The organism is Halomonas sp. MMSF_3323, assembly GCF_030733595.1.
Taxonomy (GTDB): domain Bacteria; phylum Pseudomonadota; class Gammaproteobacteria; order Pseudomonadales; family Halomonadaceae; genus Halomonas; species Halomonas litopenaei.
The window spans coordinates 16827-40104 of the sequence record NZ_JASHIT010000014.1 but is presented as its reverse complement, the minus strand read 5'-3'; the positions used below and the strand labels follow the sequence as shown (position 1 = coordinate 40104).

20 protein-coding genes are annotated in these 23278 nt (G+C 65.3%); 4 read left to right on the top strand and 16 right to left on the bottom strand.

Translation table 11 applies throughout. The annotated features are described in order from the left end of the window. Nucleotides 1-19: 19 nt before the first annotated feature. The 16 genes from RBB39_RS09095 to fliF all read right to left on the bottom strand — a co-directional run bounded on the left by RBB39_RS09095 (nucleotide 20) and on the right by fliF (nucleotide 16314). Nucleotides 20-1327 (bottom strand): autotransporter outer membrane beta-barrel domain-containing protein, encoded by a 1308-nt coding sequence (locus RBB39_RS09095; RefSeq protein ID WP_045992446.1) that lies wholly within the window; start codon nucleotides 1325-1327, stop codon nucleotides 20-22. 308 nt (nucleotides 1328-1635) lie between these two features. Then, nucleotides 1636-2403 carry an SDR family oxidoreductase gene (locus tag RBB39_RS09090; RefSeq protein WP_045992445.1) on the bottom strand — a complete coding sequence of 256 codons (768 nt, stop codon included), beginning with the start codon at nucleotides 2401-2403 and terminating at the stop codon, nucleotides 1636-1638. A 63-nt stretch (nucleotides 2404-2466) separates the two neighbouring features. Then, on the bottom strand, nucleotides 2467-4596 hold the full coding sequence (locus RBB39_RS09085) for a capsular polysaccharide biosynthesis protein (protein WP_306169038.1): 2130 nt from the start codon (nucleotides 4594-4596) through the stop codon (nucleotides 2467-2469). Between the two features lie 193 nt (nucleotides 4597-4789). Further along, nucleotides 4790-5584, bottom strand: a complete 795-nt coding sequence (gene fliR / locus RBB39_RS09080) for a flagellar biosynthetic protein FliR (RefSeq protein WP_045992444.1) — start codon at nucleotides 5582-5584, stop codon at nucleotides 4790-4792. A 55-nt stretch (nucleotides 5585-5639) separates the two neighbouring features. Beyond that, nucleotides 5640-5909 carry a flagellar biosynthesis protein FliQ gene (gene fliQ / locus RBB39_RS09075; protein WP_045992443.1) on the bottom strand — a complete coding sequence of 90 codons (270 nt, stop codon included), beginning with the start codon at nucleotides 5907-5909 and terminating at the stop codon, nucleotides 5640-5642. A 70-nt stretch (nucleotides 5910-5979) separates the two neighbouring features. Next, nucleotides 5980-6774 carry a flagellar type III secretion system pore protein FliP gene (gene fliP, locus RBB39_RS09070; RefSeq protein WP_045992442.1) on the bottom strand — a complete coding sequence of 265 codons (795 nt, stop codon included), beginning with the start codon at nucleotides 6772-6774 and terminating at the stop codon, nucleotides 5980-5982. Then, entirely contained in the window at nucleotides 6774-7187 is a 414-nt protein-coding gene (fliO, locus tag RBB39_RS09065; protein WP_045992441.1) for a flagellar biosynthetic protein FliO, read from the bottom strand. The genes fliP and fliO overlap by 1 nt, the downstream gene beginning before the upstream one ends. Beyond that, complete coding sequence (gene fliN, locus RBB39_RS09060) at nucleotides 7184-7696, bottom strand: flagellar motor switch protein FliN (protein WP_045992440.1); 513 nt, start codon at nucleotides 7694-7696, stop codon at nucleotides 7184-7186. Before fliN ends, fliO begins: the two co-directional genes overlap by 4 nt. After that, a complete protein-coding gene (gene fliM / locus RBB39_RS09055) occupies nucleotides 7689-8735 on the bottom strand; it encodes a flagellar motor switch protein FliM (RefSeq protein WP_045992439.1) in 1047 nt (348 codons plus the stop codon). Before fliM ends, fliN begins: the two co-directional genes overlap by 8 nt. Nucleotides 8736-8744: 9 nt before the next feature. Then, nucleotides 8745-9233: a flagellar basal body-associated protein FliL gene (gene fliL, locus RBB39_RS09050; RefSeq protein ID WP_045992438.1), complete on the bottom strand. Its 489-nt coding sequence runs from the start codon at nucleotides 9231-9233 to the stop codon at nucleotides 8745-8747. Nucleotides 9234-9470: 237 nt separating this feature from the next. Further along, nucleotides 9471-10934 carry a flagellar hook-length control protein FliK gene (locus tag RBB39_RS09045; RefSeq protein WP_306169037.1) on the bottom strand — a complete coding sequence of 488 codons (1464 nt, stop codon included), beginning with the start codon at nucleotides 10932-10934 and terminating at the stop codon, nucleotides 9471-9473. 17 nt (nucleotides 10935-10951) lie between these two features. Continuing rightward, nucleotides 10952-11404 (bottom strand): flagellar export protein FliJ, encoded by a 453-nt coding sequence (gene fliJ / locus RBB39_RS09040; RefSeq protein WP_045992437.1) that lies wholly within the window; start codon nucleotides 11402-11404, stop codon nucleotides 10952-10954. Continuing rightward, nucleotides 11401-12798, bottom strand: coding sequence for a flagellar protein export ATPase FliI (fliI, locus tag RBB39_RS09035; RefSeq protein WP_306169036.1), 1398 nt, complete (start codon nucleotides 12796-12798; stop codon nucleotides 11401-11403). Before fliI ends, fliJ begins: the two co-directional genes overlap by 4 nt. Further along, nucleotides 12795-13544, bottom strand: coding sequence for a flagellar assembly protein FliH (gene fliH / locus RBB39_RS09030; RefSeq protein ID WP_045992435.1), 750 nt, complete (start codon nucleotides 13542-13544; stop codon nucleotides 12795-12797). The genes fliI and fliH overlap by 4 nt, the downstream gene beginning before the upstream one ends. Before the next feature lie 48 nt (nucleotides 13545-13592). Beyond that, the gene (gene fliG / locus RBB39_RS09025) at nucleotides 13593-14597 is read right to left on the bottom strand and encodes a flagellar motor switch protein FliG (RefSeq protein ID WP_045992434.1); all 1005 of its coding nucleotides are present in this window, start codon (nucleotides 14595-14597) and stop codon (nucleotides 13593-13595) included. After that, nucleotides 14590-16314 carry a flagellar basal-body MS-ring/collar protein FliF gene (fliF, locus tag RBB39_RS09020; protein ID WP_045992433.1) on the bottom strand — a complete coding sequence of 575 codons (1725 nt, stop codon included), beginning with the start codon at nucleotides 16312-16314 and terminating at the stop codon, nucleotides 14590-14592. The genes fliG and fliF overlap by 8 nt, the downstream gene beginning before the upstream one ends. Before the next feature lie 254 nt (nucleotides 16315-16568). Here fliF and fliE point away from each other — a divergent pair, with 254 nt between their 5' ends. The 4 genes from fliE to cysD all read left to right on the top strand — a co-directional run bounded on the left by fliE (nucleotide 16569) and on the right by cysD (nucleotide 23079). Further along, a complete protein-coding gene (gene fliE, locus RBB39_RS09015) occupies nucleotides 16569-16904 on the top strand; it encodes a flagellar hook-basal body complex protein FliE (protein ID WP_045992432.1) in 336 nt (111 codons plus the stop codon). A gap of 138 nt (nucleotides 16905-17042) precedes the next feature. Further along, entirely contained in the window at nucleotides 17043-18722 is a 1680-nt protein-coding gene (locus RBB39_RS09010) for a methyl-accepting chemotaxis protein (RefSeq protein WP_045992431.1), read from the top strand. Nucleotides 18723-18939: 217 nt separating this feature from the next. Continuing rightward, nucleotides 18940-20808, top strand: a complete 1869-nt coding sequence (locus RBB39_RS09005; RefSeq protein WP_045992430.1) for a methyl-accepting chemotaxis protein — start codon at nucleotides 18940-18942, stop codon at nucleotides 20806-20808. Between the two features lie 1356 nt (nucleotides 20809-22164). Next, nucleotides 22165-23079, top strand: a complete 915-nt coding sequence (cysD, locus tag RBB39_RS09000) for a sulfate adenylyltransferase subunit CysD (RefSeq protein WP_045992429.1) — start codon at nucleotides 22165-22167, stop codon at nucleotides 23077-23079. The last annotated feature ends 199 nt before the right edge of the window (nucleotides 23080-23278 follow it).

Here is a 23278-nt window from a genome sequence, read left to right as displayed (position 1 = left end):
CCAGGCGGTCCTGGAAGGCCTAGAAGTCGTAGGACAGCGAGGCGCTGATCACGTCGTATTCGGTAGCGCTGCTGCCCAGTGTCGTCTGGCCCGCGAGGGTAACGTCCACGCCGCGGCCTAGTCGCTGGGTGGCACCGAGCTCCAGCACGGTACGATCGTCATCGCTCCCTTCGAGAAAGTCGGCGTCGTCGTCCACGTCGCTGGACACGTCGTAGTGGTAGAGCAGGCCACCGAACAGGCGGCCGGTGAAGACGTCGGCACCCAGTCGAACGCCGGCAAAGACTTCGCCGGTTTCTTCGCCGTAGTCGGTTTCCGCCTGCAGGTAGTCGCCATCCACATCGTCATCCAGATAGGTCCCGCCCAGGGTCAGGCTTGAGTCGATCCGGTGCTGGCTCGTCAGCTGATAGCTCGGCAGGTGGTAGGTGGCGGCGCCGCGCGCTCCCCAGCGTTCGCCGTCGAGATCGATGCCCTCGACCAGATAGTCGCGTCGTGCGCTGCCGTCCAGGTCCTGAAACAGCAAGGTGGCGTCGAGTACCAGGCGGTCGTTCAGCAGGGCGATGGCGGCGTAGGGCGCGATCATCTCGCCGCCCAGGTCGGTGTTCCCGCCACTTCTTCCATCCAGGTACATCTCGCTCTTGCCGGCGGCCACGCCGACCAGCAGGTTGCGGTAGCGGTAGTCGATGCCCAGCAGGGCGACCTTGCCATCGCCGGAGTAGTCCGAACTTCGGGTATCGCCGTCGAGATCACCGATCTCGGCGGTGCTCCAGACACTTATCCCCGGTGGACGCTGATAGGGACCGTCGCCGAGTGGCGCCATGGTGGCGTCGATGCGCTGGGTGACCGGCCGGAAGTTCTGGGCCATAGCCTGTTTCTGGGCGCCGTACAGGGTCTGGTCGAGTTCCAGCAGGCCCAGTGCATCGGCCAGGGCGAGGGTGCGATCACGGCCGAGCGCATCGAGGCGCCCGGCGAGCAGCACCTTGCCTTCGCCGTCGCTGAGCACCACCGGGGTCTGACCATCGACCTCTGCCAGGGTGATGCCCGCAGGTAGCCTCAGGGTGACGGGTCTGTCATTGATGCTCACGAACACGCGGCTTCCTCCTGTCACCGCCTGCTGACCGAGCAACTCCAGGGTCAGGGGGCGATCTTCCAGGGTGCCGACGAAGGTGGTGGGGTTCTGGTCGAGTGGCGCGAGGTCGACGTCAAGTGCAAGGGCACTCGACGAGGCGCTGCCAAGGATCAGGGCGAGGGGAAGGGATCGCCAGGCACACAGCATCGAGGCGGCATGGCAGGGAGTCCTGCGGTGCGGGGAGAACTGTGGCTTGTGCATGGGATCATCCTTGATGGGCGAAGCCGGCTTCCTGCCAGGATGTCTGGCGTAGCGTCTGACGCTGGCGGGGCGATCGTGCAGATCAGCGGTCGATGACGTCGACTTCAGGAGTTGGCATGAGTGACGGCCATTGTTAAGCATCAAGGGGCGTGGCGTGCGAAATCCTGTGCAGATAATGCCTGTGCGAGGGAAAGTTGGCGTTCTATCGGCAAGTTTTGGTGTCAAAACCGACGTGATTGATGAAATTCGGGCGTCAGCAGCAGGGGCCTATGTGGCCACTGCTTCCCTGGTGTCTTGCGCAGACGACATCAGGGCACGCCGTAGCCGAACCATCGCATCAAGGCCTGTGCCAGCCTCGGCGGCAACAGGGTCAGTCCCTGGGTGGCGAGGCACAGTGGCAGCGGGAAGCTGACCCTGGGACGATTGGCATCGATGGCCGTGGCAATGCGCCGGGCCGCCCTTTCGGGCGACCAGGTGAACGGCTTGGGGCCGGGCATCGCCCGGGCCATGGCCGAATCCACGTAGCCTGGCATCACCAGGGTGACGCCGACGCCATCGCTGGCGAGCCCTCCGCGCAGAGCCTCGGCGTAGGCCTTGATGCCAGCCTTGCTGGCGCTGTAGCTGGGGGTGACCGGCAGCCCGTGCCAGGCGGCCAGCGAGCTGATGAAGACCAGCTGGCCACGGCCTCGACGCTGCATGGCAGGGGCAAGCTGGCGCGCCATTTCCATCGGCACGCGTAGATTGATCTCCATCAGCTGACGTCCCGCCTGAAGCGATTCGCCGTCGCGACGATCGACCACGCCGGTGTTGATGCCGGCGCACATGATCACGATATCCGGTGTCCGTGACAGCCCCCCAAGCCAGGCCTGTCGGGCGTCGTTGTCTTCCAGGGGGCCGCTCGCCAGGCTGACCTCGGCGCCTTGGTCGCGACAGCGCTGCCCTATCTCTGCCAGCGTGTCCTGGCGACGCCCATGAAGCACCAGATGATGCCCTGGCCTGGCGTAGTGGCGCGCCAGGGCGCCGCCGATGGCGCCGGTGGCACCGGTAATCAGGATCAGGCGCTGGGGGGCCGTCATCTGTCGTGTTCTCCTGTGGTGGAAAAGGGGCAAGGGGCAAGGGGCAAGGACTGGCGCGCCGTCTCAATAGCGCCCGTACAGATAGCGCCGGACGTGTCGGTAGAGGCGTTGCCACAGCCTCAGCCTTGGCCCTTGCTGGCGTTGGCGTTCGAGCAAGGTGATCGCGGTCTCGACGTTGATCGGCTGGCGGGTAGCGGGGTCCACGTACCCGGGGTAGTGGATCAGTGCCGCTGCGACCAGTACTTCCAGGGTGGCGCGCCGACATCGCCGAGGGGGCGTCGCTGCCTTATCCCGGGTCAGTCCCCAGCCGGCGTAGAAAGGCAGGCCATAGGTAATCACCGGGCGATTGCGGAGTAGCGCCTCGAAGCCCGCCAGGGAGGTCAGGGTGTGAACCTCGTCGACCTGATCGATCAGGGCAGTGATGTTGCCCTCTGCTGCCAGCACATCGTAGGCCTCGGCGGGAACCTGCTCGCCCTGGCGTACGCCGGCGACCACGTCCGGATGGGGACGATAGAGCAGGAAGGCGTTGGGGTGGCGGCGGCGCACCTCTGCAAGCAGGGCGCGATTGGTGCGGATCTCGCAGGCACCGTGACGTACCGAAGCGTCACTTTCCACCTGGCCGATCACCAGCAGCCGGGGACGATCGCTGGGCAGCGCCGGCAAACCGGGCTTGGGCGAGGCGTCGTGGCCGTCGTTGTACTTGGACAGACCCCGTTGTACCAGCCGCGAGATCAGCCTGCGTGCGCGCAGGTGGTCCCGCGGGTTGAACTCGCCATTCTCGATCAGTTCCTCGAGCTCGCTGGGACGGGTGGGGTCGTAGTGGATGCCGGCCCCGTCGATGACCAGCGACAGCGGCCGAGTGAGATCGATGCCGAGGCCCACCGAGCGCAGGAAACCGTCTTCCATGCGATGGACATCGTCTCTTCGGGGATATTGGCTGCCCCACACCAGATGATTCACTGGCGTGGGTGCTGGGTCGGATGCCGTTTCAGACGATGAATCGGTCGATTTCAGCGAGCTCAGTGGCAGCTGTTCGACCTGCGACAGGGGGCCGAGGAAGTCCGTCACGAAGCCGCGCTTCCATCGCGACAGACCGTAGCATCGCCAGTGCCCGGCACCGCGCTGTATCTGACGGCGCTGATCCTCCAGCAGGTCCAGGGTGTCGTCCAGCGTCGCTGGCTCGCCGGTATAGGGGTTGGCGTAGCGTGTGTAGCGCAGGTAGGCGGCGGCGAATACCCGGGCCAGGGATGCCGGTCGCTGACGCCGCGCACAGCGTTGTCGGTCCTGGGTGAGGCCCCAGCCGGCATAGAACGGCTGGCCGTGACAGGTGACCGGCAGGCCCGCCAGCAGCGCCTCGAAGCCGAGTTGACTGGTGACCACATGGACCGCATCGACCACGTCGAACAGGGCCCAGGGATTGATGTCGTCGGTGATCAGGCGGCAGCGGGGACGGCCGGCGGCCCCCAGCAGGTGGCCCTGGCGTCGCCCGGCGATCACCTCTGGATGGATCTTGATCAGGATTTCGGCCTCGGGATGGCTTTCCAGGGCCTGTTCAAGCATACGAACAAAGGTGGCCTCCGAGGCCCCGCCGCCAACAATGGAAGCGTCGTCCCGGGTCTGGTCCACCACCAGTACCCGGGAGCGGGACGAATCTTCCAGTCGAATGTCAGGGGCGTGGTTGTACTTGGACAGTCGGGCGAGCCGCAGGCGCGCCATCAAGGCGTTGGCCCGTGCCTCTTCGGTGGCGTCGATGTCGGCGTGGTTGATCAGGGTCTCGAGATCGGAGGGCCGGGAGGCGTCGTAGTGGATGCCGCTATGATCCACCACCAGGGAGAGGCTGGCGAAGCCTTCATCGGCGGGCCCCCAGGAGCGCAGGAAACCGTCTTCCAGGGCGACGAAGGGCAGGCCCTTGTCCGTCGCCAGGCGCCTGGCGCGACGGGTGGTCCCCCGGTTGCCCCAGCCGAGCACCGCGGCGGGGCGGCAACGGTGGCGCTGACGCCAGGGCCGTATGCGGGAAAATTCCGGCAGGCAAGGGGCGAGTATCGGTAGCTGGGCCAGCGCATCGGTCGCTGTCAGGGCCTGGTTGTCTGTCGGGGTCTGGTTGTCTGTCGAGGCCTGGTTGTCTGTCGGAGCATTCGCCGTCAGGGCGGTGGGCTGCCTGTCCTGCTCGTCCGTGTGTGGTGAAGCGCCCATGCGTGCCTGCATCTCGCCGATGATCGGGGGTCCATCGTATCAGCGTGGCGCTAGCCGCCCTGGTCTCGGGTGTGCCGCTGCCTGCAGCCCGGTGAGTCACGGCTTGATCGGGGTCGTTCGCGAGTCTGATATCGCGCCTGGCTGCAGGTCGCTTCCCGTCGCTTCCCGTCGCTTCCAATCGCTTCCGGCACCGTCAGCTTGCCAGGGGCGCCAGGGTGTCGAGCAGCGACTGCAGGAAATCCAGACCCTGGTGGAAGTGGCGCTGCAGAAAGCGACCGAGGTCGGTCATCAGAACCATCAGTAGTGCCAGGCCGACGCTGAGAGAGGTGGGGAAGCCGATATTGAATACGGTCAGCTGGGGTGCTGCGCGATTGAGGATGCCGAGTGCCAGGTTGATGGTCAGCAGCGGGGCGACCAGCGGCAGCGCCAGCAGCAGGCCGGTGGCAAAGATGGTGCCGCCGTAGCGGGCCAGCAGGATGAAGGCTTCAGGGTTGAAGCGCTGGATGCCGATGGGCAGGGTCTCGAAGCTGGTGATCAACAGTTCCAGCACGATCAGGTGGCCATTCACCGCCAGGAACATCAGTAGCGTGATCATGTACAGAAAACGCGAGATCACGACCATGTTGGTGCCGCTGGAAGGGTCGAAGAAGGTGGCGAAGGCCAGGCCCATCTGCAGCCCGATAAACTCACCGGTGGCCTGTACCACCACCAGGATGATCCGCACGCACAGGCCCATGGCCACGCCGATGATCAGCTGTTCGACCACCAGGCCGAAGCCCGCCCAGGAGGCCACCGGGACATCGGGCAGCGGTGGCAGCATCGGCGAGATGACCACGCTGATGGCACCGGCCAGCCCGATCTTGGCCTGGGTAGGCACCGCGCTGTGGCCCCACAGGGGGGCGCTCAGCATCAGCGCGGTGATGCGCATGAACGGCCACAGGAACAGGCTGAGCCAGGCATGCAGCTGGGTGAAGGTGATCTCGACCATCAGGACGCGGGCGCCTCGGGGATAGGGCCGGTGGCTTCAGCGCAGGCGGCCCGGCTCAGGACACCAGCGCCGGGATACTGGTAAACAGCTCCCGGGTGAAGGTGATGATCAGCTGCAGCAGCCAGGGACCGGCCAGCACCAGCACGGCAAACACGGCCAGGATCTTGGGAATGAACGACAGCGTCATCTCGTTGATCTGGGTAGCGGCCTGGAACAGGCTGACCAGCAGGCCGGTGAACAGCGCGGTAAGCAGCAGCGGCGCCCCCAGCAGCAGGGTCACGCGCATGCCCTGGTAGGCCAAACTCATGACGGTTTCGGGATGCATGACGAGTCTCCTTGCTGGCGCCGCCTTGTCTGGGCCCGTAGGCCTTCGCCGGGGCCCTGTCGTCGGGGGCCTATAAATAGAAGCTTTCCGCCATCGAGCCGATGATCAGCTGCCAGCCGTCCACCAGCACGAACAGCATCAGCTTGAACGGCATCGAAATGGTCACCGGCGGGACCATCATCATGCCCAGTGACATCAGCACGCTGGCGACCACCAGGTCGATGATCAGAAAGGGGATGAAGATGGTGAAGCCGATCTGGAAGGCGGTCTTCAGTTCGCTGGTGACGAAGGCCGGTACCAGCACCTGCAACGGCACGTCCTCGGGACCGGCCAGGGGGCCGACCTCGGACAGGCGGGCAAACATGGCGAGGTCCGGCTCTCGGGTCTGGCCCAGCATGAACTCGCGAAAGGGCTGCTGGGCGAGCTCGATGAACTGGCCAAAATCGATGGCGTCGGTGGACAGCGGCAGCCAGGCGTCCTGGTAAACGTCGCTGAGCACCGGAGACATGATGAAGGCGGTCAGAAACAGCGCGAGGCCCAGCAGCACCTGGTTGGGCGGCGTCGAGGCGGTGCCCATGGCGGTACGCAGCAGGCTCAGCACGATGATGATGCGGGTAAAGCTGGTCATCATCAGCAGCGCCGTGGGCAGAAAGGCCATGGCGCTGAGCAGCAGCAGGGTCTGCAGCGACAGCGACCATTTCTGCCCGCCGTCGGCCATGGGTTCACTGATCAGGCCCGGGATCTGCTGGGCCTGGGCCGGGCCGGCAGCCAGCAGACAGACAACCAGGGCCAGTCCGAGGCTGGCCACAAGTGGCGTCCAGGGACGGGAGTAGAGGCTGCGCTGAAGAAGTATCAACTGTCGCATCACCGCTCTCGCCGACCAAGGTTGGCCTTGAGAGCCTGGCCCAGGCGCTCGCCAAAGCTGTCACCCTGCGGCGCGTCCGGCTGGGCGGGCGTCGCCTCGTCGGTCGGGGCGGGCAGGCTGTCCAGCCGATTGACCTGACCGCCGCCGACGCCGAGCACCAGCCAGCGATCCTGGACCTGAACCACCACCACGCGCTCGCGCTGACCGACGGCGGTGGAGCCGACCACCTTGAGTCGGGACTGCTGGCCGTGAAAGCCGCCGCCCCGCCGCTTCAGCCAGGCGGAAAGGCCCAGCAGAATGGCGATGATCAGTGCCAGGGCGGCGGCGGTCTTGCCCAGCATGGCCAGTCCCAGCAGGCTGTCGCCTCCCTGGGCCAGTCCGTCGACGGCGGCGCTGGAGGTGGTCTCGTTCATCGGTTGAGCTTCTGCACCCGCTCTGAGGGGGTGATGATCTCGGTGATACGGATGCCGTAGCGGTCTTCGACCACCACGACTTCACCCTGGGCGATCAGGTAGCCGTTGATCAGGATGTCCATCGGCTCACCGGCCAGCCCCTCCAGTTCCACCACCGAGCCCTGGGCCAGTTCCAGCAACTGCTTGATGGTCAGGCGGGTGCGACCAAGCTCCACGGTCAGCTTGACCGGGATATCCATGATCATGTCGAGCTCGCGGGCAGCGCTGGAGGAGGTGCTTTCACCGAGCGGGCGGAACACGCTGTCTCCTGCGGCGCGCGCTGCGGCAGGGGTATCTTCTGGGGCCTGCTCGCCCGGGTTCTCCTCGGCGGCCTGCTGTTCGGCCATGGCATCGGCCCAGGGGTCGTCCTCGCCAGCGCCATCGCTGGTGGCATCGTCCTTTTGTTCGGACATGGCGGCGGCCCAGTCGTCGTCGCCGACAGGGGAGTCGGGTTTATTGGGGTCAGTCATGGTGCGATTCCTTGGAAGGAGGCCGAGAGCCTTTGACGAAGGCGTTGCTGGGCTGGTGACCGGCGGCGTGGTCGAACATCCGCAGGACTCGGAGGGCGCGCTGGTCGCGCTGGCTGCCGTATTCGCATTCCATCACCGGCACCTCGTCGACCTGGGCGGTGACGGTATCGGGCAGTTCGAGCGGCAGGATGTCACCGACCTTCAGCGCCATCACCTCGGCGATGCGCGAGTCGATGGTGGCGAAGTTGGCCACCAGCTCTACCTCTGGATGACGCAGCTCGCCGGCCATACGCCGGTGAAAGGCGCCGTCCTTGTCGCGACTGTTCTCGCTCAACGGGTTGGTCAGCAGGTCCTTGAGCGGTTCGATCATGCTGTAGGGCATGCAGATCTGGAAGCTGGACGAGAGGTTGCCGACCTCCAGATGAAAGCTGGTACTGACCACGATCTCGTTGGGCGAGTTGGTGATGTTGGCGAACTTGGACTGCATCTCCGAGCGCAGGTAGCTGATGTCCAGCGGGTAGACGGACTTCCAGGCCTCGCTGTAGCCATCGATGGCCATGTTCAGCACGCGCTGGATGATGCGCTGTTCGGTATTGGTGAACTCGCGCCCTTCGGACTTGGTGACGAAGCGGCCGTCACCGCCGAACAGGTTGTCCACCACCATGAACACCAGGCTCGGGGGAAACACGATCAGGGCCGAGCCCTTGAGCGGTTTCATGGCGATGATGTTGATGTTGGTGGGCACCGGCACGTTGCGCGAGAACTCGCTGTAGCTGAGGTAGCGCACGGCGTCGACGCTGATGTCGGCGCTGCGCCGCAGCAGGTTGAACATGCCGGTGCGGAAGTGACGGGCGAAGCGCTCGTTGATGATGTCCAGGGCCTGCAGACGCTCGCGGATGATGCGCTGCTGATTGGCCGGATCGAAGGGGCGCAAGCGCCCTCGAGCTGCATTGTCTTCGCCCTCGGCATCGTCGTCGCCGCTGACGCCCTTGAGCAGTGCGTCGATTTCTTCCTGGGACAGGAGATCGTCTTGAGACATGGGGGCGACCTATTGGACGATGAACTCGGTGAAAAGCACATCATCGATATGGATGCGCGGACGCTCGGGGCCGAGCACGTCTTCCAGGGTGGCGACGATATCCTCGGCCAGGGCCTTCTTGCCCGATGCGCTGACCAGTGTCTCGGCCTCGCGGTCCGACAGCAGCAACAACAGCTGGTTACGCACCTGGGGACGGTGCTGTTCCAGCGTCTCGAGGCTAGCGTCATCGCTGAGCTTGAGGGTCAGGCCGGCGTACAACAGGCGCGGTCCGGCGTTGTCTTCGGCCAGGTTGACGGTGAAGGGCTCCAGTTTCAGGTAGATGGGCGCCGTATCTTCAACCGCGCCGGTGCTGGCCTGAGCCATATGCTCGCCGAAGGTGTCTGCTGATTCTGCGTGCGCCTTTTCCTGGTACAGCAGGTAGAACCCGGCCGCGGCACCGAAGGATGCGAGGATGACCAGGATCACCAGACACCAGATGAGCCGTCGAGATTTCGCCATGTCCTGAAGTCCTGAGCCTGTGGCCCCTCGAGGGGCGGTAATGTACTAGCGTGCGGGCGTGCCACATCTTTAGTATGCCGTCAGGCATCGGCGATCGATGGCGAGAACAGGCACCGAGTTCGTGCCTATCTTGGGTATTTGTGAGGGAGAGCCCCGCCGCTCACGCTGTGTAGCGGCAGGGGGTGCCTGGAAGGGCGTGGGTCAGGCGCAGGCCAGGCGCGTGTCCAGCCCTATGCGTCAGGCGTAGATGTCCACGCGGCCATCGTCTGACTCGTGGCGCTGGTCAGGGGCAGAGCTTGCCGTGGTGGCCGGCTCCATCGACTCGCCCTTGCCCTGGCCGGAGGCTGCCAGCGATGGCTGGCCGCGAGAGTCCGAGGGTTGCTGGCCGCCAAACTGTGCGCCCTGGTCGCTCACCGAGGCGTCACCGAGCTGGATGCCCTGTTCGGCCAGGGCTTCGCGAAGCTGGGGAATGGCCTGCTCAAGGGCCTGGCGCACCTGGGAGTGGGCCGAGAAGAACTGGGCCTGGGCACCGTGCTCGCCCAGCTTGAGGGTCACCCCCAGCGAGCCGAGTTCGGCGGGGTGCAGGCGCAACTCGACCTGCTGTTCGCCCGCACCGCCCTGGCTGGACAGCCTTGCCAGGGTCTGGCCGAGCTGCTGCGGCCAGGCGGCCTGGTTGAATGACAGTGAGGCATTGGTACCCGGGGGCATGGCGGCGGCCAGGGAGGAGCCAAAGGGCGACGCGCCCCGTGCCTGTGAGGCGGTGGGCGAGAGCACGGCATCCAGCGAAGCGTCGGCCTCGCCCCGGGCAGCGCCAGCAAGGATCTCGCCGGGACGCAGTTCCGCAGCGCCTGACCCTGTGCCCTGGGCCATCCAGCCGGCCGTGTCTGGAGCCAGGGCGCCGGGCGCGAGGCCCGCCGGGGCAGCGGGTGCCTGTCCTTGTAAATTGCCTTGTAAATTACCCTGCGCATTGCTGCCGGCGGCCATGGCTGCCTGCTGCGCCGCCGAGGGAGCGCGATCCACCGGATGCTCGGCCCTGGGGAGTCGATGCAGCGCCGGGAGCGCGTCCTGTGCCAGGCGTGACTGGGCGGGCGCATTTTCCGTGGCGGCGGTGGCGTCGAGGGCGGCGCTCTGCAGTGCTGGGGCCTGATTCTGGACCTGGACCTGGACCTGGACCTGGACCTGGACCTGGGCCTGGGGCGAAAGCTGAGCCTGCGCCGACGGCCCTGATGGCGGAGACGTCGCGAGCGCCGGTGTGGCCTGGGCTGCGACGTCCAGCGGTAGTGCCTGCTGACTTGCGGCGCCGCCTTGTGTCAGCAGTGCATGCGCCCCGCCGGGGAGCTGCCCGGCAAGCGCTGCGCCTGTAGCGTCCCGCGGTGCGCCGTTCAAGCCTGGTGCGCCGAGTCCTGATGACGCCAGCTGGCCTGCGTCAGCAGCGGGCTGCCCGTGGGGGCCCGGGGCCGATGAGGCAACGGCCAGCAGTGCCAGTGTCCAGTCCTGGGGCTCGCTATGGTCCTGATCACTGAGCGCCGTGTCGCTGGCCTGGCCATTGGCGGGGCGCCCGGTATTGTCGAGGGGGGCCGCCTGGCCGCCGAGTGCGGCCAGGCGCTGGGCGAAGTCGCCACCGATCGGCGCGGCGGCGCCCTTGCTGCCACTGGCCTGGGAAGAAACGGGGCCTGCCAGGCCCAACAGGGTGAGGTCCATGGTGAGTTCCTTTGAGGTCAGTAGCCGCCGGGCATGGCGCTGCCGCGCTGCAGTCGGCTGTTGATCAGGTCGTCGCTGGAGCGCTGTTCCTGGCGGGCCTGCTGGCGCAGGCCTTCCTGGGCACGGCGTTCGGCCAGGGTGTCGTAGGCGCTGAGGCGCTGCTGTTCGTGTTGCCACTCGCGCTGGCTGTCGCTGACCTTCTGGCGCTGTTGCTGGAGCGCTCGTCGTGCGGTGGCCAGGGCATCGTCAAGCGACAGCAGGAAGCGCTGGGTATTGTGCAGGGTGGCCGGATCGATGCCACTGCGCATGTTCTGGTGCAGACGCTCGGCGTATTCCTGTCGGTAGTGTTCCAGCGACGACAGCTGATCGGCGACCTGACGCTCGTCTCGGCGGGCGCTGGCAAGGTGCTGCATCGCCTGGTCGCGGGCGTCCCGGGCCAGCTCTGTCAAGGTGTCCAGAGGGGTTCTCATGGGGTTCCTCCCAGGGTGGACGAGAGCGCCTGACGCGAGGCCTCGAGGGTGGCGCATTCGTCGATTCGCTGTTGCAGAAAGGCTTCCAGATCCGGATAGCGGCGCACGGCTTCGTCCAGGCGAGGGTCGTGGCCGGGCTGGTAGGCGCCCACGCTGATCAGGTCACGGTTGCGCTGGTAGCGCGAGAACATGGCCTTGAAGCCCTGGGCCTGGCGGCGCTGGCCGTCGTCGACGATGGCGTTCATGGCCCGGCTGATCGAGGCTTCGATGTCGATGGCGGGGTAGTGGCCGGATTCCGCCAGGCTGCGCGACAGCACCACGTGGCCATCGAGGATGGCGCGGGCGGAGTCAGCGATGGGGTCCTGCTGGTCGTCGCCTTCGGTCAGCACGGTATAGAAGGCGGTAATCGATCCCCCACCGGGCTCGGCGTTGCCGGCGCGCTCCACCAGCCCCGGCAGTTTGGCGAACACCGAGGGCGGATAGCCCTTGGTCGCCGGAGGTTCGCCGATGGCCAGGGCGATCTCGCGCTGGGCCATGGCGTAGCGGGTCAGCGAGTCCATGATCAGCAGCACGTTCTTGCCGTCGTCGCGAAAGCCTTCGGCCAGGCGGGTGGCGTAGGCGGCGCCCTTGAGTCGTTGCAGTGGCGAGGTGTCGGCGGGTGCCGCCACTACCACGGCACGGCGCCGGCCCTCGGGCCCGAGGATGTTGTCGATGAAGTCCTGGACCTCGCGGCCACGTTCGCCGATCAGTCCGACCACGATGACGTCGGCTCGGGTGTAGCGCGCCATCATGCCGAGCAGCACCGACTTGCCGACGCCGGAGCCGGCGAACAGGCCCATGCGCTGGCCGCGGCCGACGCTGAGCAGGGCGTTGATGGCGCGGATGCCGACGTCGATCTGTTCCTCGATGGGAGCACGAGACAGGGGGTTGAGCGGCGGTGTGGCCAATGGCGCCCGGGGGGCGTCATCCAGCTCACCGAGACCGTCCAGCGGAGCCCCGGTGCCGTCAACGACCCTGCCCAGCAGGCTCTCGCCCAGCGGAAAACGCCGCGAGGCATTGACGCTACCGTCGCCCAGGGGCAGCACCCGGGCGCCGGGCATCAGTCCACTGATCTCGCCAAGCGGCATCAGAAACAGGCGATCGCCGGCGAAGCCGACGACCTCGGCCTCGGCGTAGTCGTGCGCTGAGCCGGCAGCGGTGTGATCTGCCGTGCCGGGAAGCTCGATGCGACAGCTGTCACCCAGTGCCACCTGCAGGCCGACGGCTTCGATGACCATGCCGGTCGCGCGCACGACGCGGCCTGTGGCCCTGGTCATGGGCAGGGGCTCGACGCGATGGGCGACGGCCTTGAGGGCGCGCTGCCAGCGCTGCTGGTGGATCTGGGGGCCGTTCATGGCGCATCGTCCTCGTGGGCGACGCCATGATCCTCTGGTTCGGGGGTGTGGCGCGGGGCCCTTCTGCGCACCTGGCGATTCACCGCCTGCCAGCGACGCTCCCAGGTGGCGTCGATATCGCCCTGTTCGCCGCTGACCCGGCAGCCTCCACGGTGCAGACGCTCGTCGGCGCGCAGGGTCCAGCCGGCGGCCTCGAGCTGCTCGCCCAGGTGGCGCTCCACCAGGCGCAGATCGAGCGGGTGCAGCCACAGGCGCTGGCGTCCCACCAGTGGCGGATCGGTGTGCAAAAGCCGTTGGACCAGCTCCACCACCTGGCGTGGCCGGGCCTTGAGGGCGTCATCCGCCAGCTGCCGGCCGGTGGCCAGGGCCAGATCGGTCAGATCCTCGGCCACCGCATCGTCCAGCTCGGACAGTGCCGTGCGGAACTCGTCGACGAGTCGGCCAAGCGGTGCCAGGGCCTCTTCACAGCGTCTGTTCAGGGCGTCGGCGATCTCCTGCTCGGCGCGGGCGCGGCCCTCGGCCAGGCCCTGCTCGAGGCCCTGGGCCAGTCCTTTCTGGTAGCCCTCGTCGTAGCCCTTCTGGTGGCCCTGGGCATGGCCCTCGCGGTGGCCCGTCTCGCGGGCCCGGCGGCGTTCGTCATCGAGTTCCTGGCGAGTGGGCGGGCGCGGGGTCGCTGCGGCCTCGGTGGTGCCGTCGTCGCCTTCCTCGGGCAGCTCGCCCATGTTCCAGCGGCGCCATTGGCTCATGCCGAGACCCTCCTCGCCGGCGTGCCAGGTTCACTGAATCGAGGTGTCCTAGACATAGGCTTCGTCGCCTCCGCTGAGCACGATTTCGCCGTTGTCGGCCAGGCGACGCACCACCTGCAGGATGGCCTTCTGCTCGGTCTCCACCTGGGAGATACGAATGGGCCCTCTGGCGTCCATGTCTTCCTGCAGCAGGTCGGCGGCGCGCTGGGACATGTTGACCAGGAACTTGGCCTTGAGCGTTTCCGGGGCTCCCTTGAGCGCGATGACCAGGCTGTTGGTCTCGATCTCCTTGAGCAACAGCTGGATGCTGCGGTCGTCCAGGTCGCCGATGTTCTCGAACAGGAACATCTCGTCGATGATCTTCTGAGCCAGGTCCTCGCTGTGGGCGCGCACGGTGTCGATGGCGGCCTCTTCCTGGGTGGTGTTCATCAGGTTGAGGATCTCCGCCGCGGTACGTACACCACCCATCTTGCTGCGTTTGAGGTTCTGGCCGTCGAGCATGCTGGTGAGCACTTCGGTGAGTTCCTGCAGTGCCGCCGGCTGGACGCCGCTGAAGGTGGCGATGCGCAGCACCACATCGTTGCGCTGCTTGTCGTCGAACAGCTCGAGCACGTCGGCCGCCTGGTGGCGCTCGAGGTGCACAAGCACGGTGGCGATGATCTGTGGATGCTCGTCACGGATCAGCTCCGCCACCATGGACGGCTCCATCAGGTTGAGGGCGTCGATGCCGCTGCTGGTGCCGGCAGTTTCGAGGACGTCCTCGATCAGGCTGGAGGCCCGTTCGGTGCCGAGCGCCTTGGTCAGCACCGAGCGGATGTGCTCGCTGGAGTTCATGTTGAGACCGATGAACTCCTCGGTCTCGGTGTGGAAGTCGTGCAGCACGCGACGCATCTCTTCGTGGGAGATCTGCCCGAGCTGGGTCATCTCCCTCGATAGCTGCTGGATTTCCTTGGCATTGAGAAACTTGAACACTTCCGCCGCGCTGTCCTCGTCCAGGGCCAGCAGCAGTACGGCGCTGCGGCGGATGCCGCTCGAGGCTTCGATGTTAGTCATTGGCGTTCATCCAGCTGCGTACGATCATGGCGACCATGCGGGGATCTTCCTGGGCCAGCTCGCGCAGGTCGTTGAGGTTCTGTTCGTAGGCGCTGGCCTTGCGCCGGCGGCGGTTGTCGCGGCCGTAGGTGGCGTCCTCACCGTCGGTCGTCTCGCTGTCACCCTCGGACGCCTCTTCGTCGTCGCTCTCGTCGTCGCCGACCCGTGCCGAGAAGGCGCTGGGCATGGGGGCCGGGGCCACCGGAGCCTCGGTATAACGACGGATCAGCGGACGCAGCACGAGCAGATAGAGCAGAGCGACGGCCAGGATGATCAGCAGATAGCGACCGAGTTCCTTGGCCAGTTGATGGACCATCGGGTCCTGCCACCAGGTGGGGGCTGCGACCTCGGGTGCCTGGGCGAAAGCGCTGTTGACCACCGACAGGGCGTCGCCGCGGCTTTCCGAGAAGCCCATGGCCTGGCGCACCAGTGCCTCGATCTCGGCGAGTTGTTCCGCTGACAGGGGGGTGAGAGTGGCTTCGCCTTGCTCATCGACGCCGTCCTGGTAGTTCACCACCACCGCGGCGGACAGGCGTTCGATGCCTCCCTTCTGGTACTGCACATGTGATACCTGTCGATCCAGCTCGTAGTTGGTGACGTCATCGCGCCGCAGGCGTTGCGGTGACGCCTCTTCCTGTTCGGCGGTATCGGCGGCGGCCTCGTCGTTGTCCTGCTGCGCGGCATCACCGTTGTCGATGGGTGACGCGGCGGTACCTGGCGCGGTGTTGCTCAGGGCACCGGGAATGCCGCTGGCCAGGTCACCCTGGCCATTGATGTCCAGGCTGGTCTGGCGGCTGCGGACTGCGGCCTGTGCGGGCGGCTGGTTCGGGGTGTAGCGCTCCTGGGTTTCTTCACGCTGGGAGAAGTCGATCTGGGCGGTGACCTGGGCACGCACGTTGGCATGGCCGACCAGCGGCGCCAGGATGTCCTCGATACGCCGCTGGTAGGAACGCTCGATTTCGGCGACGTAATCCAGCTGCGAGCCGTCCAGCCCCAGCCCACCCGCGTCGGCCGATGACAGCAGGCGCCCGTTCTGGTCGATCACGGTGACGTCTTCACCGGCCAGGTCGGGCACGCTGGAAGAGACCAGGTGGACCATGGCGGCCACCTGACCCTCGCCGACACGTCGGCCAGGCTCGAGTGTCAGCACCACCGAAGCCTTGGCCGGCTGACGCTCGCGTACGAACACCGAGTCCTTGGCCAGGGCCAGATGGACACGGGCGTTGGCCACCGGGCCCAACGAGGCGATGGATCTGGCCAGCTCGCCTTCCAGGCCGCGCTGGTAGTTGATCTGCTCGGCGAACTGACTGATACCGAAGGCCTGATCCTGCATCAGTTCGAGGCCGACGTTGCCGCCGTGGGGCAGGCCCTGTTCGGCAAGCTGCAGGCGGAGGGTGTGCAGCTGGTCGTCCGGCACCATCAAGGCGTGGCCGCCGGCGGAAAAGCGATAAGGCACCCCGCGGCTATCGAGTTCGGTGATGATGGCGCCGCCGTCGGCTTCGCTGAGATTGCTGAACAGGACTCGGTACTGTGGGCGCGAGGCCCACATCACCAGGGCGATGATCAGAGCAATCGCGGCGGCGCCCCCGATCATCAAGGGAATCAGGGGTTTGCCGCGTAAGCGGGACGTTAGCCCGGACAGGGGGCCGGAGCTTGAGGCGGAGGCCGCTGAGCTCATGGACGACTCCCGTCGGGGGACGGCAAATGGGGGCTGTTCATTGGCATGACCGGTGGTCCGTGGGTCGGGTGGCCGCGGGCGGTGCCCGGTTCTGTGTTGATGCCCATTATCCCGGGGCTGTGGCCAGCCAATGATCGAAATAGCCCATGTTTTGACGGCCATTTGCTTCGATGACGGTGCGCTCGCTCTTGTTAGGCTTGCTGTCGTGGAGGCGATGCGCCTCCGTCACCGGCCAACGAGACACAGGACCCGTCATGTCGACTCCCGCGATGCAATCGGCCCTTGCCCAGATGACCACCATGGCCCGCGAGGCCAGCCAGGTGTCGTCCCCGACACTGGGGGGCAACACCGAGGCGGCCCAGGCCGACGCCGGCTTCGCCGACGCCTTGAAGTCGTCGATCCAGCGCATCAACGAGCTCAAGGCCACCGCCGATTCGCAGGCCAAGGCCTTCCAGGCCGGGGTGCCGGGGGTCGAACTCAACGACGTCATGGTCGACATGCAGAAGGCCAGCGTGGCCTTTCAGATGGGCCAGCAGGTGCGCAATCGCCTGGTATCGGCCTACAGGGATGTGATGAACATGCAGGTGTAGGTGCCGCGCTCGGCTACCCCCTCGGCTACCGCCTCGGAGATCCCCCCATCGGCTGCCGACATCTTTATGTAATGTTTTGCTGATATTCCTTCGGCACCCGCTCGCCCGAGAAGCGGGGCAACCAGGGATATTCGCTCCATGACGTCTTTTCGAACGCTCTCCATACGTGCCAGCGGGCTGCTGGCGTTGTCTCTCTTTCTGATATTGATGGTCGGACTGGGTGGGCTGGGCCTTTACGCCAACCAGCAAGGACGAGAGGCTTTCGATGTAATGCGCGACGAGCACGTCGGTCAGTTCCGTCTGCTTAATCTTGCCCAGACCAGGGTCTTTCGTTCACGCGTCGAGATGGATCGGGCGGCCAGGCTGACGCGGGTGCCGTCTTTCGATCGACCGGGTCCGGTGATCGCTTCTGCCGAGACGCTGCTGAGCGAGGCCAGGGAGGCCTTCGAGGCCTTCATGGCGATCGATGTCGGCGAGGTCCAGGCAGACAACAAGGCGACGCTCGAGCGCCACTTCCGCTCGCTGGTATCCACCGGCCTGGAACTGCAGCTGATGTTGCTCAAGGAGGGAGATCTTGGCGCCTATGATTCGGGCCAGGCTCGACTGACCAGCATGAGCCAGGCCTTTGTCGATAGCGTGGAGGCCTTTTCCACCCTGGCGCTGGAGCAGGAAGAGGGACTGGCTGCCGGCTTCAGGCATCTGGCAGACAGCATGAACCTCGCCCTGGCGGCGGCGCTCACCCTGGCTCTGGTGCTGGCCATGGCAATGGCTCTGACGGTTCGACGCTACCTGCTGCTCCCGTTGAAGCAGCTGCTGGAACACTTCGAGGCGATGGCCCAGGGCCGACTCGAGCGTCGCCTGCCCGATATGGGCAGCAGCGAAGTGGGCCAGCTGTATCGGGGCGTGGAGTCACTGCGACGGGCGTTGGTGAAGAACATTCGCGGGATTCGCGAGACCAGCGATGACCTGCGTCACAATGCCGAACGCATGCTCGATGATGGTCGCGAACTGGCCACCCGCACCCAGCGCCAGGCGTCGGCCCTGGAGCAGACGGTCGCCAGCCTCGAGCAATTGACGGCGACGGTGGCCCAGACGGTGCAGCATCTGGGGGACGCCAACCGCCTGGCGGGCGATGTGGGCAAGCGTGCCAGCAAGGGCAGTGAGGGCGTTGCCGCGGTGGCGGCGGCCATGGACGAGATCCAGCGCCATGCCGACCAGGTGCAGGCGATGGTCAAGTTGATCGATGATATTGCCTTTCAGACCAACCTGCTGGCCCTCAATGCCTCGGTGGAGGCTGCCCGTGCTGGCGAGCACGGCAGAGGCTTCGCGGTGGTGGCGGCGGAGGTGCGCGGCCTGGCGGCGCGCAGCGCCGAAGCGGCCGGCGAGATTCGCAGCCTGACCGGTGCTTCCAGCAAGAGCGTGGCCGATGGCGCGAGGCAGTCCCGCGCCGCCGATCTGTCGATCCAGGGGATAGCGGCGGCAGTCGGGCAGTTGGGGGGCCGAATCGCAGAACTGGAGCAGGCCGCCGGAGAACAGCATCAGGGCCTCGATCAGATTCATCGGGCGATGGCCGAGATCGATGCTGTTACCCAGCGCAACGCCCAGATGGTCGAGCGCTCACGGGAGGAAGCCGAACGTCTGACCGGCACCGCCCTGGCGCTGGGGCAATCCAGCGCGCACATGCAGCTGTCCGACGAAGACGACGACACCAGCATCGGCGAGATGACGGTAAGAACGCAACGCTCGTGGTGGCGGGGGCTGCAGGCCTGGCGCGAGCGTCGGCAGGCCAGACGATTGACGCAGGGTGTCAGCGCCTGACGGGCGCGGCCCGTTTCCCTATCGTCGATGAGTCGCTCGGGAGCCGTTCGGGAGCCATTCGGGAGCCATTCGGGAGCCATTCGGGAGCCATTCGGGAGCCATTCGGGAGGCGAAAGTGGGTAATCGTCAAACTTGGGCTAAAGAGGCATTCTCGATGGCCGATAGTCGCTTGTGTCGACCTTGCAGCCGCAAGGCGTAACCCTTGACAGAGAGCGACATGATTCATTCCTTGAGATTTCGGCTCCTGCTGACCACCGTGGCCGTCATAGTGGTGGCCCTGGCCATCAATGGAGCGGTCAACCTCAGCATTCTGCATCACCATCAGGAGCGCCAGGATGCGCAGCAGCTGGCCTCGGTCGCCGAAGGCAATCGGGTGGCCATCGATGAGTGGGTGTCGAGCCACGCACGCCAGCTCGAGGCACTGGCGCCGGCAGTGTCCGATGCCGATCCCCTGGCGGCGCTGCTGCAGTTGCAGGCCGGTGGCGGCTTTCTCACCACCTATCTGGCCGAGGCCGCGAGCGGAGATGCGATCTTCTCCGACGGCTGGGATGCCCCCGCAGACTATGATCCGCGTCAGCGCCCCTGGTATCAGCAGGCCGTTGAGGCTGAAGCGACCGTGGTGACCCCTCCCTACAAGGATGCCAACACGGGGGGGCTGGTGGTGACCTTCGCCACGCCCTTCTTTAATGAGGGCAGGCTCGAGGCGGTGGCGGGTGGCGATATCACCATCGACGGTGTGATCGATGTGGTGGCCGACATCGCGCCGACGCCGAGCAGTTTTGCCTTCCTCGTCGATGGTGAGGGAGCCCTGGTGGCGCATCCTGATGCCACGCTGAGCCTGGCGCCGGCGACCGAGCTGTCTGCGCGCCTGACGCCGGATTTCCTGACGCAGCTGGGTGACCAGGCACGCCCTGTCACCGTAGACATCGGCGGACGGCAGCGCGAGCTTCTCGCCACGCCCATCAGCGGTACCGACTGGCGACTGGTGATTGCCCTGGACAGCCGGGAGGCCGGTGCCAGCCTTCAGCAGGTGACACAGGCAGCGCTCTGGACTCTGGTGATCGTCGGCCTGGTGGCACTGCTGCTGCTGAGCGTGCTGTTGACCCTCGCGCTCAAGCGACTGTCGATTGCGCGGGATGCCATGGCCGACGTCGCCAGTGGCAACGGAGACCTGACCCGCCGCCTGCCGGAGGACGGCAAGGATGAGGTGGCCCAGATCGCGAGTGCGTTCAATCGCTTCGTGTCGCGCATGGAGGCGGTGATGATCACCATCCGGGACAGCAGCGAGTCGGTGCGGGTTGCCGCCGGCGAGATCGCACTGGGAGGGCAGGACCTGTCGCGGCGCAGCGAAACGACCGCATCGAGCCTGCAGCAGACCTCGGCATCGATCGAGGAGATCACCAGCACCGTGGCGCATACGGCGGCGGCCTCGCGCGATGCCAGGCGGCAGTCGGGGGAGGCCACCGACGTCGCCGAGCGAGGCGGTGAGGTGGTGGACCAGGTGGTGGACACCATGGAGTCGATCACCGAGTCCTCTGTGCAGATCGGCGCCATCGTCAAGGTGATGGATGGTATCGCCTTCCAGACCAACCTGCTGGCGCTCAATGCTTCGGTGGAGGCGGCCCGGGCCGGGGAGCATGGCCGTGGCTTCGCCGTGGTGGCTAGTGAGGTACGCCAACTGGCCACCCGATCCGCCGAGGCTTCCCGTGAAATTCGTAGCTTGATCGAGACCTCCGGCGAGCGCGTGGCCAGCGGTACCGAGCTGGTGCGCCGGGCGGGCGAGACCATGGGCGAGATCGTTCAACAGGTCGGGCGCGTCACGTTGAGCCTGGACGAGATCAGCGTGGCGGCGGAAGAGCAGAGCGAAGGTATCGCACAGGTCAATATCGCGGTGGCGGAGCTGGACCGCATGTCGCAGCAGAACGCGAGTCTGGTCGAAGAGTCTTCTGCTGCCACCGAGCACCTGCTGGAACAGGCCGACCGACTGGGGCGGATGGTGGCAGGATTTACCCTGAGTGAGGCTGCCAGCTCTGCCTCAGCGCCGGCCAGTCACCCCGAGCGGGTTGCCGCGCCAACCCCCGCTTGATGCCCTGTTAGTGGGCCGGGGGCCGGGTCTTTCAGGCCCCCGCTTCAACCCTCCACTTCAACCTTCCCGTTCAAGCCCAGGCTCTGCCCCCTGGCGGCGCAGAGCCTGAGTGGTTGCCCCGCCATGCTTGTTACCCCAGGCCAGCAGGCACTCTGCGTCCCGGCCTCCTCTCGACGAGAGATGCCGGGGGCGCGGTGTCCCGTGGTGGTCTCTCCCATGACCGGCCCCACGCTATCTACTTTCTACCTTTCTCTGCCTCTACCTTTCTCTGTCCCTCTGTCCCTCTGTCCCTCTGTCCCTCTGTCCCTCTGTCCCTCTGTCCCTCCCTCTGTCCCTCTCTGCCTCCTGATTCTTGTGTTCCTCCGCGCCCTGCAGGGCGCCCGTCACCACGTGCCCGGTGACGGCGGAACGTCGATTGGGGGCCAGGAGGGCCTCCTTGAGAAGGATCAGACTGGAGGAAGCGCGCGCCTGGAGCGGCCTGGGAGCTAAAGTTCGGCACAGTTAGTTGCCCTGCTCAATGGCGACTCCCTCATAAAAGCGGCCCTCCGGGTGCCCCCTCATGGCCTTGGCGCCGAGGCGGGGCGTTAGAAGATTACATTTGTTGGATGCTGGCACTTCTGACGATCAAGAAATGTTCTTCGCCAAGATGGTGAAGTTTTAATGAAAAACAATACCGTCGCAGTTAATTATTAAAGTTCTATGCCGGTCGTGACTCACGCCTAACCTAAATTATCCAATACTTGCTTTAATTATTGTACCGAAGAACTAGGTACGAAGCTTTTAAGTGTGCCGTAACGACATTATTGCAATGAGCATGCTTTTTCTGGTCCTTGTTTTTTTTATTATGCCTTTGATTTTTTTGGTTTTTTGCTGATTTTTTTGGCGTGTGTGGATTATGGCCTTTTAGATGTTTTTTTGTATTGCAGCATAGTTAAAGGGAGGCGGATTACTCTCTATGCAGTAACCGTTTATTGCCCGCCAATAACCTCGCCCGTGTCTGGATGGAGAAGTACAAAAACATTAGTATCGATGATTGTGATCAAGTGTTAATGAACCGTTATCAATGTTACTCGTCTGTTTGCTACCACGGTCGAGGGCAAAATTCGTTGAAGCAGGGCATGGGAAGGCGTCCGTGACATCCCGGGGCGGTAGCGTGCTTCATCGCCATCAGGTCCAGTGCCCCTCTCCTGCACCAACTCGCGGATCACATGCCGCGCCCACTCTCCGGTGCCTGGAGCCTTGGTGCTACTGTGGGCGAATCGGGCCAACGGCTGCGGCTACGCCACGCGGGTCGAGTCGGCCGAGTCCACGCATTCAGCCGGCGAGTGTTTCCCTTTCCGAGGACTTCGATCCGTCATGGAACTACTACCCGATCGCCAGACACACCTCCGACAGCTGGAGGCCGAATCGATCCATATCATCAGAGAAGTCGCAGCCGAGTTCCGTTCTCCGGTCATGATGTACTCGATCGGCAAAGATTCATCGGTAATGCTGCATCTGGCGCGCAAGGCATTCTTTCCCGGCACGCCCCCCTTTCCGTTGATGCACGTGAACACCACCTGGAAGTTCCGCGAGATGATCGCCTTTCGCGATCTCATGGCGAAGCAGTCCGGCATGGAGCTGATCGAGCATATCAATCAGGAGGGTGTCGCGGCCGATATCAATCCCTTTGATCACGGTAGCGCCAAGTATACCGACGTGATGAAGACCGCCGCTCTCAAGCAGGCACTTGACCACCACGGATTCGATGCAGCCTTTGGGGGTGCCCGCAGGGATGAGGAGGCGAGTCGTGCCAAGGAGCGCATCTTCTCCTTCCGTGACAGGCATCATCGGTGGGAGCCGAAGAGCCAGCGTCCCGAGTTGTGGAGCCTGTATAACGCCAAGGTGAACAAGGGGGAGTCGATTCGCGTCTTTCCTCTCTCCAACTGGACGGAACTGGATATCTGGCAATACATCTATCTCGAGGGAATCCCCATTGTGCCGTTGTACTACGCCGCACCGCGGCCAGTGGTGGAGCGGGATGGCATGACGATCATGGTCGACGACGACCGACTACCGCTGCGGAAGGGCGAGACGCCCCAGGAGCGCTGGGTAAGATTCCGTACCCTCGGCTGTTATCCCCTGACCGGTGCGGTGGAATCTCGAGCCGCGACTCTCCCCGAAATCATCCAGGAAATGCTGCTGACGCGGACCAGCGAGCGCAGCGGTCGAGCCATCGATCATGATCAGGCGGGGTCGATGGAAAAGAAGAAGCGCGAGGGTTATTTCTAGACTAGCCGGAACAGCTGTTCTCCTGCCGTCTTGTACTGAACTCGCGAATTGCCGGAGGGGGGTGTTCCCCTGAAGGTGGCGACACCCATCGTTCCACCAGACGGCAAAGACCGCGACTACGTGGCTCGCCGCATTCCTCCACGCTCCGCTCTTCCAATCTCCAGATTGCACTCCGGTTCAGCCCTAGTCTCCTCGGCAT